Origin of the sequence: Pseudomonas sp. fls2-241-TYG-175 (assembly GCF_030209155.1) — a bacterium.
Classification (GTDB): Bacteria; Pseudomonadota; Gammaproteobacteria; order Pseudomonadales; family Pseudomonadaceae; genus Aquipseudomonas; species Aquipseudomonas viridiflava.
On the sequence record NZ_JARVSO010000004.1, the window covers coordinates 178,732 to 192,232 of the forward strand.

General features: G+C 59.1%; 10 protein-coding genes. All 10 read right to left on the minus strand.

Annotated features, from left to right (window positions below; translation table 11 throughout):
- Window positions 1-178: 178 nt before the first annotated feature.
- Entirely contained in the window at window positions 179-1,516 is a 1,338-nt protein-coding gene (gene tilS / locus QRN20_RS04530) for a tRNA lysidine(34) synthetase TilS (protein WP_122434963.1), read from the minus strand.
- 166 nt (window positions 1,517-1,682) lie between these two features.
- Window positions 1,683-2,630, minus strand: coding sequence for an acetyl-CoA carboxylase carboxyltransferase subunit alpha (locus QRN20_RS04535; RefSeq protein WP_004879043.1), 948 nt, complete (start codon window positions 2,628-2,630; stop codon window positions 1,683-1,685).
- 128 nt (window positions 2,631-2,758) lie between these two features.
- Window positions 2,759-6,280, minus strand: coding sequence for a DNA polymerase III subunit alpha (dnaE, locus tag QRN20_RS04540; RefSeq protein WP_004879041.1), 3,522 nt, complete (start codon window positions 6,278-6,280; stop codon window positions 2,759-2,761).
- Between the two features lie 63 nt (window positions 6,281-6,343).
- A complete protein-coding gene (rnhB, locus tag QRN20_RS04545; protein ID WP_025994483.1) occupies window positions 6,344-6,994 on the minus strand; it encodes a ribonuclease HII in 651 nt (216 codons plus the stop codon).
- An 11-nt stretch (window positions 6,995-7,005) separates the two neighbouring features.
- Window positions 7,006-8,148, minus strand: a complete 1,143-nt coding sequence (lpxB, locus tag QRN20_RS04550) for a lipid-A-disaccharide synthase (RefSeq protein ID WP_122518860.1) — start codon at window positions 8,146-8,148, stop codon at window positions 7,006-7,008.
- 2 nt (window positions 8,149-8,150) lie between these two features.
- Complete coding sequence (gene lpxA / locus QRN20_RS04555; RefSeq protein WP_004879036.1) at window positions 8,151-8,927, minus strand: acyl-ACP--UDP-N-acetylglucosamine O-acyltransferase; 777 nt, start codon at window positions 8,925-8,927, stop codon at window positions 8,151-8,153.
- Entirely contained in the window at window positions 8,924-9,364 is a 441-nt protein-coding gene (fabZ, locus tag QRN20_RS04560; protein ID WP_004879034.1) for a 3-hydroxyacyl-ACP dehydratase FabZ, read from the minus strand. The genes lpxA and fabZ overlap by 4 nt, the downstream gene beginning before the upstream one ends.
- 109 nt (window positions 9,365-9,473) lie before the next feature.
- Window positions 9,474-10,529 (minus strand): UDP-3-O-(3-hydroxymyristoyl)glucosamine N-acyltransferase, encoded by a 1,056-nt coding sequence (gene lpxD, locus QRN20_RS04565; protein ID WP_025994486.1) that lies wholly within the window; start codon window positions 10,527-10,529, stop codon window positions 9,474-9,476.
- Window position 10,530: 1 nt separating this feature from the next.
- On the minus strand, window positions 10,531-11,034 hold the full coding sequence (locus tag QRN20_RS04570; RefSeq protein WP_002554721.1) for an OmpH/Skp family outer membrane protein: 504 nt from the start codon (window positions 11,032-11,034) through the stop codon (window positions 10,531-10,533).
- A 45-nt stretch (window positions 11,035-11,079) separates the two neighbouring features.
- Complete coding sequence (gene bamA / locus QRN20_RS04575) at window positions 11,080-13,452, minus strand: outer membrane protein assembly factor BamA (RefSeq protein WP_004879031.1); 2,373 nt, start codon at window positions 13,450-13,452, stop codon at window positions 11,080-11,082.
- Window positions 13,453-13,501 lie beyond the last annotated feature (49 nt).

Here is a 13,501-nt window from a genome sequence, read left to right on the forward strand (position 1 = left end):
ACGGTGCACTCCCGAAACTGCTGCGTTGAAACCGACCGGCCGAAAGCCTGCCTATTACGCGCTACATTTTAAGAAATCGCCCCGTAAATACGGGTTGGTAACCGGCAACTTGTGTTGTTTCAAAAGAACCAACAGAAGCTGTATCAAGAAGGGAGCGTAGTCTACCTGAAAGGCCCTTTCAGCTCAAACTTTGGTCGCTGGTCGGTGCTGCCCAGCGCAATTGCCAGCTTCCATTGGGTGAAGCGTCCAGTCCAGCCAGCCCGGCGACTGCCAGCAGCTGGTCATCGCAGTACAGCAGCGGCAATCTGCCGCGGACGAACGTAGGCACACCGTGCTCGTTGAACAGGCGCTTGAGATCGCGATGACCTCGCCGTGCCACTTGCATGACTTCGGATCCCTGACGATAACGCACCTCGAGCGGCCCTTGCGGCGCGTCGCCCTGTATCGAGATACGCCCGTTACCGGGAAGGCTCAACGGCTGGTGAGGATCAGGCCAGGTGAATACGCCTTCGACGGGGCGAAGCCAGGGCCCGGGCAGCCACCAGATATGCCCCTGAGTACGATGCAGTTCTCCATCGGCCAATCGCCAGACCGGCTGCGCACCCTCCACCGCATCCCGCAAGGTGTCCCAGCCCGCCCAGTGATCGGTATCAGGCAAGCGTGTCAGGGGCGCAAGCCAGTGACGCAGCGCGTTGCGTTGCCGAGTGACAGACAATCCCGCGAGAGCCCCGATAGCCAACACGGGAAGGCCGAGCCAGGCAAAAGGCGTAGTGGCTTGAGAGGCGGCCAGATCCTGCTCGGCAAGCTCGCCAAGGAGTTCCTGGGCTTCACCGAGATGACGGGCCGTGCGCGCCATGCTGGAAACAGCCTGCGGCCACCTGGAGTTCAGCAACGGCATGACCTGTGCGCGCAGGAAATTACGGGAAAAGCGGACATCGTCGTTGCTGGGGTCTTCGATCCAGCCAAGGCCGTGCTCGCGGGCGTAGCCTTCGAGTTCGCCACGCGAACAGTCAAGCAATGGCCTGACCAGATGCCCTTTTCCGAGCGCACGAGACTCCGGCATCGCCGCAAGCCCTCGAACACCTGCACCGCGCATCAGACGAAACAGCAATGTTTCAGCCTGATCGTCGCGGTGCTGCCCCGTCAGCAACACCTCACCCTCGCCCACCTGCGCCGAGAACGCTGCATACCGAGCCTCGCGTGCTGCCTGCTCGAGGCTGGCGCCTGACTCCACATTCACCCTGATCATCTGCAGCGGCATATCGAGCGCCTGACAGACCTGCCGACAATGCTCAGGCCAGTCATCGGCAGCAGCCTGCAGACCGTGATGAACATGAATCGCTTTAAGAGCGGGCAAACGTTCGCGCCTGGCCAGCTCAGCCAGAAGATGCAACAGAACAGTGGAATCGAGACCGCCGGAGAAACCGACGTGCCAGACAGGCGCATCGCGCCAGGGCGCCAGGGCTTGGAGCAGCCTGGCGGGGAGATCATGACCGCTATGGCTTGAATGGGTCATTGATAAGGCCATTAGACAAGTGTTGCTACAAACAGGAGACAGGTTGCGCTACCAAGGCCAACGCCAAATCCCTGAAGCGACAAAACTGTGGGAGGCGCCTCCCACAGTTTTGCGTTTGCCTAGAGGGGTGCGGCATCAGCAACACAGCGCCCTCTCCACGATCACCTTACAAGCCGTAGCTCATCAGACGATCGTAACGACGGGCCAGCAGCGCGTCGTTGTCGAACTTCTTGAGCATTGCCAACTGGCTGCTCAGCTCTTCACGAATCGAAGCCGAGGCCGCAACCGGGTCACGGTGCGCGCCGCCCAATGGCTCGGTGATCACCTTGTCGACGATGCCCAGGCCTTTCAGGCGCTCGGCGGTAATACCCATGGCTTCGGCGGCATCCGGCGCTTTCTCGGCGGTTTTCCACAGAATCGATGCGCAACCTTCCGGCGAGATCACCGCGTAAGTCGAGTATTGCAGCATGTTCAACTGGTCGCACACGCCGATGGCCAATGCGCCGCCCGAGCCGCCTTCGCCGATGACCGTGGCGATGATCGGGGTTTTCAGACGCGCCATGACACGCAGGTTCCAGGCAATCGCTTCACTCTGGTTGCGCTCTTCAGCGTCAATGCCAGGGTAGGCGCCCGGTGTGTCGATGAAGGTCAGGATCGGCATTTTGAAACGCTCGGCCATCTCCATCAGACGGCAGGCCTTGCGATAGCCTTCAGGACGCGGCATGCCGAAGTTACGACGTACCTTTTCGCGCACTTCACGACCTTTCTGATGACCGATCACCATCACAGGCTGACCTTCCAGACGCGCAACGCCGCCCACGATAGCCGCGTCGTCGGAGAAGTGACGATCACCGTGCAGCTCATCGAACTCGGTGAAAATGTTCTGGATGTAATCCAGTGTGTACGGGCGACGGGGATGACGCGCCATGCGCGCAATCTGCCAGCTGGTCAGGTTGCCGAAGATACTTTCGGTCAGAGTCCTGCTCTTGTCCTGCAACCGGGAGATCTCGTCACCGATGTTCAGCGAGTTATCGTTGCCCACCAGGCGCAGTTCTTCGATTTTGGCTTGCAAGTCAGCGATAGGCTGTTCGAAATCCAGAAAATTCGGGTTCATAGGCATCCGTCTTGGGTCGACGGCCAAGAGGCCGGCCGGTTGATCCGTCTGCGCCTTTCCCTCAGGGAACAGGCGCGGTCAGGTCGAAATTAAAATTCAGGGCTGAGCGCAGATCTAGCCTGCGGCCTTCAGCGATACTGGAGAAAGACGTTCTCACGTCCGAACTGGTCACGCAGCGCTTGAATCAAGCTGTCTGCGGGATCGATTCGCCATGCTTCTCCGAACTGCAGCAACGCTTTGGCATCCTTACCGGTGTAATCCACCGTGATCGGACAGGCGCCACGATGGCGCTTGCACAGATCGCCGAGCCAGCGCAGCCGGTCACCCTTGAGTGCATCGGCATGCACCGTCACTCGCAGGCTTTCGGCCAGATTGGTCCGCGCATCCTCGATGCTCATGACGCGCTTGGCACGCAGCCTCAAGCCGCCGGAGAAGTCATCATTACTTACTTCGCCTTCAACCACCACCATAGCATCGGTCTGCAACAGTGACTGAGCCGAATGGAAGGCTTCGGCAAACAGTGACGCTTCGATGCGCGCCGAGCGGTCATCCAGGGTAATGAACCCCATCTTGTCGCCCTTCTTGTTCTTCATCACCCGCAGGGCAATGATCAGACCTGCCACCGTCTGCGTGTCCCTCGCCGGTTTCAGGTCGATGATGCGCTGCCGGGCGAAACGACGAATCTCGCCTTCGTATTCATCAATCGGGTGCCCGGTCAGGTAGAGACCGAGGGTTTCCTTCTCGCCACGCAAACGATCCTTGAGGCTCAGCTCGCGGGTCTTGCGATGATTGGCGTAGACGTCTGCGTCTTCTTCGACGAACAGGCCACCAAACAGGTCCGAGTGACCGCTGTCGCGGCTGCGCGCAGTCTGCTCGGCGGCCTGAATGGCTTCTTCGAGGGCCGCAAGCAACACCGAACGGTTACGGTCGATGTTGGCCTGATAGGCCTTGGGCTCCAGTTCGAAGTACGGGCCGAGACGATCCAGCGCACCACTGCGGATCAGACCATCAAGGGTCCGCTTGTTCACACGCTTGAGATCGACACGGGCGCAGAAATCGAACAGGTCCTTGAAAGGCCCTTTCGAACGCGCCTCGGTGATTGCCTCGACCGGCCCCTCGCCCACGCCCTTGATCGCGCCCAGACCATACAGAATCCGGCCATCGTCGCTGACGGTGAACTTGAACTCGGACGTGTTCACGTCCGGCGCGTCGAGGCGCAGCTTCATGGTGCGCACTTCTTCGATCAAGGTCACGACCTTGTCGGTGTTGTGCATGTCCGCCGACAACACGGCGGCCATGAACGGCGCCGGGTAGTGGGTCTTCAGCCAGGCGGTCTGATACGACACCAGACCGTACGCGGCGGAGTGGGACTTGTTGAAGCCGTAACCGGCGAATTTTTCCACCAGGTCGAAAATGTTACCCGCCAGATCCGGGTCGATATTGTTGGTCTTGCAGCCATCGATGAAACCGCCGCGCTGCTTGGCCATTTCCTCGGGCTTTTTCTTACCCATCGCACGACGCAGCATGTCTGCACCGCCGAGGGTATAGCCGGCCATGACCTGCGCAATCTGCATCACCTGTTCCTGATACAGAATGATGCCGTAGGTCGGTGCCAGTACAGGCTTCAAGCCTTCGTACTGATAGTCGACGTGCGGATAGGACAGCTCGGCGCGACCGTGCTTACGGTTGATGAAGTCGTCCACCATGCCCGATTGCAGCGGCCCCGGACGGAACAGGGCCACCAGTGCGATGAGGTCTTCCAGGCAGTCGGGCTTGAGCTTTTTGATCAGCTCTTTCATGCCCCGCGACTCGAGCTGGAACACGGCCGTGGTCTCGGCGCGCTGCAACAGCTGATAGGTCGGCATGTCATCCAGCGGGATGAACGCGATGTCCAGCGGCGCTTCGTTGACCTTGGCGCGGTCGCGGTTGATGGTTTTCAGCGCCCAGTCGATGATGGTCAGGGTTCGCAGACCGAGGAAGTCGAACTTCACCAGACCTGCCGCCTCGACGTCATCCTTGTCGAACTGGGTTACCAGACCGTCACCGGCTTCGTCGCAATAGATCGGCGAGAAATCCGTCAGCTTGGTGGGCGCAATCACCACGCCCCCGGCGTGCTTGCCCACGTTACGCACGACGCCCTCGAGCTTGAGGGCCATCTCCCAGATTTCAGCCGCCTCTTCATCGACCTTTAGGAAGTCGCGCAGGATCTCTTCCTGCTCGTAGGCCTTCTCGAGTGTCATGCCGACTTCGAACGGGATCATTTTCGACAGGCGATCCGCAAGCCCGTAGGACTTGCCCTGGACCCGCGCCACGTCCCGCACCACCGCCTTGGCGGCCATGGAACCGAAGGTGATGATCTGGCTCACTGCGTTGCGGCCGTATTTCTCGGCCACATAGTCGATAACCCGATCACGACCGTCCATGCAGAAGTCGACGTCGAAGTCGGGCATCGAAACCCGCTCCGGGTTCAGGAAGCGTTCGAACAGCAGGTCGTATTCAAGCGGATCGAGGTCAGTAATCTTCTGTACGTACGCCACCAGCGAACCGGCACCCGATCCACGGCCGGGACCTACCGGCACGCCGTTGCTCTTGGCCCACTGGATAAAGTCCATCACGATCAGGAAGTAACCGGGGAACCCCATCTGGATGATGATATCCAGCTCGAAATTCAGCCGGTCGACATAGACCTGGCGCCTGGCTTCGTAATCTTCGGTGGTGTCCTTGGGCAGCAGGACCGACAGGCGCTCCTCCAGACCGTCGAAGGATACCTTGCGGAAATATTCATCGATGGTCATGCCATCGGGGATCGGGAAGTTGGGCAGAAAGTGCGTGCCCAGCTTCACGTCGATGTTGCAGCGCTTGGCGATTTCGACGCTGTTGGTCAGCGCCTCGGGCAGGTCGCTGAACAGCTCGGCCATTTCTTCCGGACTTTTCAGGTACTGCTGATCGCTGTAGTTGTGCGAACGCCGAGGGTCATCCAGTGCGCGACCTTCACCAATGCAGACGCGGGTTTCATGCGCCTCGAAATCGGTCTGCTTGATGAAACGCACATCGTTGGTCGCGACCAGCGGCGCGCCGTGGCGGTCAGCCAGGGCAACAGCGGCGTGCAGATGTTCTTCATCGTTGGCGCGGTTGGTGCGCTGCACTTCGATGTAGAAACGATCCGGAAAGACCGTCATCCACTCACGCAGCAGCTCGTCCGCCTCGCCCGGATTACCGCCGAGCAACGCCATGCCAATCTCGCCTTCTTTCGCTGCCGACAGAGCGATCAGACCATCACTGGCCTGAGCGACCCATTCACGCTGGATCACGATCTGGCCGTTGCGCTGCCCTTCGATGAAGCCGCGCGAGATAAGCTCTGTCAGGTTGCGATAGCCCTGGGCATTCATGACCAGCAGACTGATACGGCTGAGTGCTGCGTCCTGGTCTCGGCCCGCCAGCCAAAGGTCGGCGCCACAGATCGGCTTGATGCCTGCGCCCTGAGCTGCCTTGTAGAACTTGACCAGCGAGCACATGTTGTTCTGATCGGTCACCGCGACGGCAGGCATGTTCATGCCGGTCAGCGCCTTGATCAGCGGCTTGACCCGGACCAGACCGTCGACCAGAGAGTATTCGGTGTGCAGGCGTAGATGAACGAAAGAAGCCGGCATGGTGATCCTATAGCGCGAAAACTGAAAACGAGGGCGCGATTGTAGCGAGACCTGACTGAAACGTCAGTCCTGCAACAACCCGATCGACGATGAAACCTGCGCCATCATGATGGCCGCTCGCGCCTCATGAGCGGCACGGACCGGCGCGAAGGAGCGCCGATGAATGGGGGTTGGCCCCAGACGAGCCAGAGCTTCGAGGTGTACCGGCGTCGGATAGCCCTTGTGACCGCCCATGCCATACCCCGGATAAATGAGCTCGAACGCGGCCATTTCCCGGTCGCGGCTGACCTTGGCAAGGATCGAGGCTGCTGCAATCGCAGGCACTTTTGCGTCGCCCTGCACCACGGGCGCCGAAGGCACTGACAACTGCGGGCAACGATTACCGTCAATCAAGGCCAGTTTCGGGATGATGCTCAGGCCTTCGACAGCCCGTTTCATGGCAAGCATCGTGGCGTGCAGAATATTCAGCTCGTCGATTTCCTCGACTTCAGCCCGGGCGATGAACCAGCACAGGGCCTTTTCCTGAATTTCGTCGAACAGTTTCTCCCGGCGGGCTTCGGTCAGTTTCTTGGAGTCGTTGAGCCCCAGGATAGGCCTCGTCGGGTCCAGAATCACGGCAGCGGTGACCACAGCGCCGCACAGGGGGCCACGCCCCACTTCATCGACGCCTGCGACAAGGTCCTCGACCAGCGTGAAATCCAGACCTGTCTGTATCATCGGTTTACTCACAGTGAAGACGTTTGCCCAAGCAGACTCAGAACCGCATCGGCAGCCTGATTCGAGGCATCGCGGCGCAACGTCCGGTGAATCTCGTCGAAGCCCTGAGTCTGCTCCTGACCTTCATCGATCAGCGGCAGCAGCGTTTCTGCCAGCGCTTCGGGCGTGGCCGCATCCTGCAGCAGTTCCGGCACCAGCAGGCGCTGAGCCAGCAGGTTGGGCAACGACACATAGGGGCTTTTGACCAGTCGCTTGAGAATCCAGAAAGTAACCGGCGCCATACGATAGGCAACCACCATCGGTCGTTTGTAAAGCAGCGCTTCAAGCGTCGCCGTGCCGGAGGCTATCAAGACCGCATTGCACGCAGCGAGGGCCGTATGCGACCGACCGTCGAGCAGCGTGATCGGCAGGTCGCGCCCCTTCAGCAGTTCTTCAATCTGGGTCCGACGCTGGGGGCTGGCACAGGGGAGCACGAAACGCAGGGTCGGACGCTGGGCGAGAAGGCGCTCGGCGGCATCGAAGAACAAGCCTCCCAGACGCCCTACTTCGCCACCGCGGCTGCCTGGCATGAGGGCAACAACTGGCACATCACCCGCCAGACCAAGCTCGCCACGAGCAACTGCACGGTCAGACTCAAGAGGAATCGTGTCAGCAAGTGGATGCCCGACAAAGCGGACCGGCACGCCTTTCTCTTCATAGAATCGGGCTTCGAACGGCAGAAGGGTCAGCATCAGATCGCAACCTTCGCGAATCTTCAGGACACGCTTCTGACGCCACGCCCAGACCGAAGGACTGACGTAGTGGACCGTCTTGATCCCGGCACGGCGCAGTTGAAGTTCGATATTGAGGGTGAAATCCGGGGCATCGATACCGATGAAGACATCGGGCTTTTCATTGATCAGCGTCTGAACCAGCAGCTTGCGTCTGGCGAGCAACTCGCGCAATCGGCCGAGCACTTCGACCAGCCCCATGACCGACAGGCGCTCCATGGGAAAGTACGACTGCATGCCCTGCGCTTCCATGAGCGGGCCGCCTACACCGATGAACTCGGCATCGGGATGTCGCGCCTTGATGGCACGCATCAGGCCTGACCCGAGGATATCGCCGGAGGCCTCACCGGCCACCAGCGCGATACGCAATGGGTTCGCCATGGTCAGCGGGTAATGCCGCGGGTCGACGCCTGGATCGACTCGAGGAACACTGCCACTTCAGGGAAGAGCGCGGCAGGCTCGGCCAGATCGGCAACGGCCTGATCAATGGTCAGCCCCTGGCGGTAGACAGTCTTGTAGGCCCGGCGCAGCGCATGAATCGCCTCTTCGGAGAAACCCCGGCGGCGCATGCCTTCGAAGTTCATGCTGCGCGCTTCGGCAGGGTTGCCGAACACGGTCACGAACGCCGGAACGTCCTTGCCGATGGCGGTGCCCATGCCGGAAAAGCTGTGCGCGCCGATATGGCAGAACTGATGCACCAGGGTGAATCCCGAAAGAATCGCCCAGTCATCAACATGCACATGACCGGCCAGCGCGGTGTTGTTGACCAGAATCACATGATTGCCGATCACGCTGTCGTGACCGATGTGCGCGTACGCCATGATCAGATTGTGATCGCCCAGCGTGGTCTCGGCGCGATCCTGGACCGTACCGCGGTGAATCGTCACGCCTTCACGGATCACATTGTGATCCCCGATCACAAGGCGAGTCTCCTCGCCCTTGTACTTGAGGTCGGGTGTATCTTCGCCTACCGATGAGAACTGGTAGATGCGATTGTGCTTGCCGATCCGGGTCGGTCCCTTGAGGACGACATGAGGACCGACCACTGTACCCTCGCCAATTTCCACACCGGGTCCGATGATCGACCAGGGGCCGACCTCCACGTTGTCGGCCAGAACGGCCGTCGGATCGATGATTGCGCGAGGGTCAATCAAACTCATAGCTTGCGTTCCGCACAGATGATTTCAGCGGAGCATACCGCTTTACCGTCAACAGTGGCCTTGCATTCGAACTTCCAGATCTGGCGCTTGGAGCTCAGAAAGTTGGCTTCCAGAACCAGTTTGTCACCCGGCAGCACAGGCTGACGGAAGCGCAGCTTGTCCGAACCCACAAAGTAATAAAGGGTGCCGTCGGAAGGCTTCGCGTTCAACATCTTGAACGCCAGAATGCCTGCCGCCTGGGCCATGGCCTCAATGATCAGCACGCCCGGCATGATCGGATGCTGAGGAAAGTGGCCATTGAAAAAAGGCTCGTTGACGCTGACATTCTTGTAAGCGCGAATGGTCTTGTTCTCGATATCCAGTTCCGTGACGCGATCCACCAACAGGAACGGATAACGATGAGGCAGGTATTCGCGAATTTCTTTGATGTCCATCATTTCGAGGGGAAGCCTGTAGTAAAGATTAGGGGTGCTTCGCGATGGCGCAGCACCCCTCTACATCAAGGGGGCAGTTTATCGACTGTGCACGCTTGATATTAAAAAGGTATCAGCCATCAGATGGAGGATTACCGGCGCTGGTCACGGTCTCGACCATCTTTTCCAGTTTTTGCAGACGCCGGGCCATGTCATCGATCTTGCGCAGACGTGCCGCACTTTTGCGCCACTCGGCGGCCGGCTGCATTGCAGTGCCCGAAGAATAGGAGCCTGGTTCGGTGATGGAATGGGTCACCATCGTCATGCCCGTGATGAAAACACCATCACAGATCTCGATATGCCCCACCAGCCCCACGCCGCCGGCCAGCATGCAGTGCTTGCCGATCTTCGTGCTTCCGGAGATCCCTACGCAGGCCGCCATGGCCGTGTGATCACCGATCTGAACGTTGTGAGCGATCTGAATCTGGTTGTCCAGCTTGACCCCGTTACCGATCCGGGTGTCTGCCAGCGCACCACGGTCGATGGCGGTATTCACGCCGATCTCCACGTCGTCGCCAATGGAAACACCGCCGATCTGGGCAATCTTCTGCCAGACACCTTTCTCATTGGCAAAGCCGAAACCTTCTCCGCCCAGCACGGCCCCGGACTGAATGACCACACGCTTGCCAATGCGAACGTCGTGGTAAAGCGTCACACGGGGCGCCAGCCAGCCACCTTCGCCGATCTCGCAACGGGCACCGATGAAGCAATGAGCACCCACGGTGACCTGCGCAGCAATCCGTGCGCCGCTTTCGACGATGGCGAAAGCACCGATGCTGGCCGCAGGATCGACGACAGCATCGTCAGCGATGACCGCTGTCGGGTGGATACCGGCTGCAGCCTTCGGCTTGGGATCGAACAGATGGGAGATTCGGGCATACGCCAGATAAGGATCGGGCACCAACAGCGCGTCCCCGGCGAAACTGTCGGCATCTGCGGGCTTGAGCAGCACGGCAGCGGCCTGAGTGTCGATCAGGAATTTACGGTATTGGGGATTTGCCAAGAAGCTGATCTGATCAGGGCCGGCCTCTTGTAAAGTGGCCAGCCCATTGATGTCCTTGTCCTTGTCGCCACGTAGCGTGGCGCCCAGGAACTCGGCCAACTGGCCGAGCTTGATGGTCGCGCTCATATTACTTCAGCTGATTCATGCGCTCGATGACCTGGCGAGTAACGTCATACTGAGGTTTGACGTCAATCACCGCACCGCGCTCGAATACCAGGTCGAAACCACCTTTCTTGATGACTTCTTCAACGGCCTGATCCAGCTTCGGCTTGAGCTGCTTCAGCATTTCACGGTCAGCAACGGCCTTGGCTTCGTTCAGCTCCTTGGACTGGAACTGGAAATCACGTGCTTTCTGCTTGAATTCAAGCTCCAGACGCTCGCGCTCAGGCTGAGCCATCTTGTCGCCGCCGCTTACCAGACGATCCTGGATGCCCTTGGCGCTGCTTTCCAGGCTCTTCAGCTTGGTCAGTTGCGGACCGAATTTCTTCTCGGCATCAACCGCGTATTTCTTGGCGGCGTCAGACTCCAGCAGCGCCATCTGATAGTTCAGTACAGCGATCTTCATGTCAGCAAAAGCAGGGCTTGCAACCAGAACGGTGGCCAGCAGTACCAATTGAGTCAACTTACGCACAATACAACTCCTACAGAATTCGTTGCGTTATCAAAGATCAGGCGCTTAGAAGGTCTGACCCAGGGAGAATTGGAAAACCTGTGTTTCGGAATCGTCGTCCGGCTTCTTGATCGGCATCGCCAGGGCGAAGCTCAAAGGACCAAGAGCGGTGATCCAGGTCACGCCAACACCGACCGAACTGGCCATGCCGGACAAATCGACGTTGTTGCATTCGACACGCTGACCATTGCGCGTTCTGCTGGAATCGCAATTGCTGTCGAAAACGTTACCCACGTCCCAGAAAACCGAAGTGCGCAACGAACGCTGATCCTTGACGAACGGCAGCGGGAACATGACCTCTACGCCGCCCTGAACCAGTATGTTGCCGCCGAACGGCAGTGGATCCTGATCCGGGTCAGGTTGCGTGCCAGGATTGCGACCCGAACTCGGCGTACTGCGAGGACCCAGCGTGCTGTCCTTGAAACCACGGACCGAGTTGAAGCCACCGGCGTAGTAGTTTTCATAGAATGGCAGGCCCGAGGTCGAACCGTAACCGTCGCCATAACCCAGTTCGGTGTGCAGGCGCAGTGTGTAGTTGTCGGTGATCGGGTGGAAATACTGGGCACGGTAGTCAAGCTTGTAGAACGACAGGTCGCTTCCCGGCAGCGTGGTTTCGAACACCAGACTCTGGGAATGACCACGGGTCGGCAGTACGCCCTTGTTCAGGGTGGACTCGGACCAGCCGGCGGACGCCTTGAAGTTCAGGAACTTGTCGCCTTCGCGGTTAGTGAAATCGAAGATTTCGTCAACGGTGTACGTACCGGTCTTGATCTCGTCCTGCTGTACGGTCAGGCCGTAGGTCAGACGGGAAGTTTCGCTGATCGGATAACCCAGGCTCACACCGGCGCCAAGGCTGTCGACCGCATAGCTCGCAACGTCCACGTCGAGATCGTCGTAGTCGGTGGTGCGATAGAAGGCGTTGTAACCCAAGCTGACACCGTCCGGCGTGTAGTACGGATCGACGTAGCTGAAGTTGTAACGGCTCTGGTACTCGGAACGGGTCAGACCGATGCTGACCTTGTTGCCGGTACCCAGGAAGTTGTTCTGGCTGATCGAACCACCCAGAATCAGACCGGCACTCTGTGCAAAGCCGACGCTGGCGGTGATCGAACCGGACGCCTGCTCCTCGACCGCGTAGTTCACGTCCACCTGATCGTCGGTGCCCGGCACGGCCGGCGTTTCGACGTTGACTTCCTTGAAGAAGCCCAGACGATCCAGACGGGTCTTGGACTGATCGATCAGGTAAGTGGAAGCCCAACCGCCTTCCATCTGACGCATTTCACGACGCAGCACTTCGTCCGCAGACTTGGTGTTGCCGCGGAAGTTAATACGGTTCACATAGGCGCGCTTGCCGGGATCGACCACGAAAGTGATATCGACCGTGTGATCTTCGTTATTCGGCGTCGGCACGCCGTTCACGTTGGCGAAGGTGTAGCCTTCGTTACCCAGACGACGGGTAATCAGCTCGGAGGTCGTGGTCATGACCTTGCGCGAGAACACCTGACCTGGCTGAACCAGCATCAGGGACTTGACCTGATCTTCAGGGACTTTCAGGTCACCGCTGAGCTTGACCGACTTGACGCTGTATTTCTCGCCTTCGTTGACGTTCACAGTGATGTAGACGTTTTTCTTGTCAGGCGTGATCGAGACCTGGGTCGAGGCGATATCCATGTTGATATAGCCACGGTCGAGGTAGTACGAACGCAGACGTTCCAGGTCGCCGGAGAGCTTCTCACGGGCGTACTTGTCGTCGTTCTTGAAGAAGGACAGCCAGTTGGAGGTCTTGAGTTCGAACAGGTCGATCAGATCCTCGTCGGGGAACACGGTGTTGCCCACGACGTTGATGTGCTGAATGGAGGCGACGGTGCCTTCATTGATGTTGATCTTGAGGCCGACACGGTTGCGAGGTTGCGGCACGACTTCGGCGGCAACCTCGGCAGAGTATCGACCCTGGGCCACGTACTGACGCTGCAGTTCGTTACGCACGCCCTCGAGCGTGGCGCGCTGGAAAATTTCACCTTCAGCCAGACCCGATTGTTTGAGGCCTTTCATGAGGTCTTCGGTGGAGATCGCCTTGTTGCCTTCGATCTCGATGCTGGCAACAGAAGGACGCTCGACAACGGAGATGACGAGTACGTTGCCATCGCGACCCAGCTGGATATCTTGAAAGAAGCCGGTCTTGAACAACGCACGAGTGGCATCGACCAGACGACCGTCGTCCGCCTGCTCGCCCACGTTGAGCGGCAGTGCGCCAAAGACACTGCCGGCGGAAACCCGCTGGAGGCCGTTGACACGGATATCGGAGATGGTGAAGGACTCGGCGTGAACTTCAGCGATCATCAGTGCGGCAAGAACCGCAGTTAGCAGCAGACGTTTCATGAAGTCCTTTCTTATTCCAACTGGCAATAAACAAACTGCCGCAAAATGC

What these genes read in the sequence shown, in the direction of transcription:
- lpxB (WP_122518860.1), bottom strand. Translation starts at nt 8,148, where the DNA reads ATGGCGAACCCATTGCGTATCGCGCTGGTGGCCGGTGAGGCCTCCGGC.
- tilS (WP_122434963.1), bottom strand. Translation starts at nt 1,516, where the DNA reads ATGACCCATTCAAGCCATAGCGGTCATGATCTCCCCGCCAGGCTGCTC.
- fabZ (WP_004879034.1), bottom strand. Translation starts at nt 9,364, where the DNA reads ATGATGGACATCAAAGAAATTCGCGAATACCTGCCTCATCGTTATCCG.
- QRN20_RS04535 (WP_004879043.1), bottom strand. Translation starts at nt 2,630, where the DNA reads ATGAACCCGAATTTTCTGGATTTCGAACAGCCTATCGCTGACTTGCAA.
- dnaE (WP_004879041.1), bottom strand. Translation starts at nt 6,280, where the DNA reads ATGCCGGCTTCTTTCGTTCATCTACGCCTGCACACCGAATACTCTCTG.
- lpxA (WP_004879036.1), bottom strand. Translation starts at nt 8,927, where the DNA reads ATGAGTTTGATTGACCCTCGCGCAATCATCGATCCGACGGCCGTTCTG.
- lpxD (WP_025994486.1), bottom strand. Translation starts at nt 10,529, where the DNA reads ATGAGCGCGACCATCAAGCTCGGCCAGTTGGCCGAGTTCCTGGGCGCC.
- bamA (WP_004879031.1), bottom strand. Translation starts at nt 13,452, where the DNA reads ATGAAACGTCTGCTGCTAACTGCGGTTCTTGCCGCACTGATGATCGCT.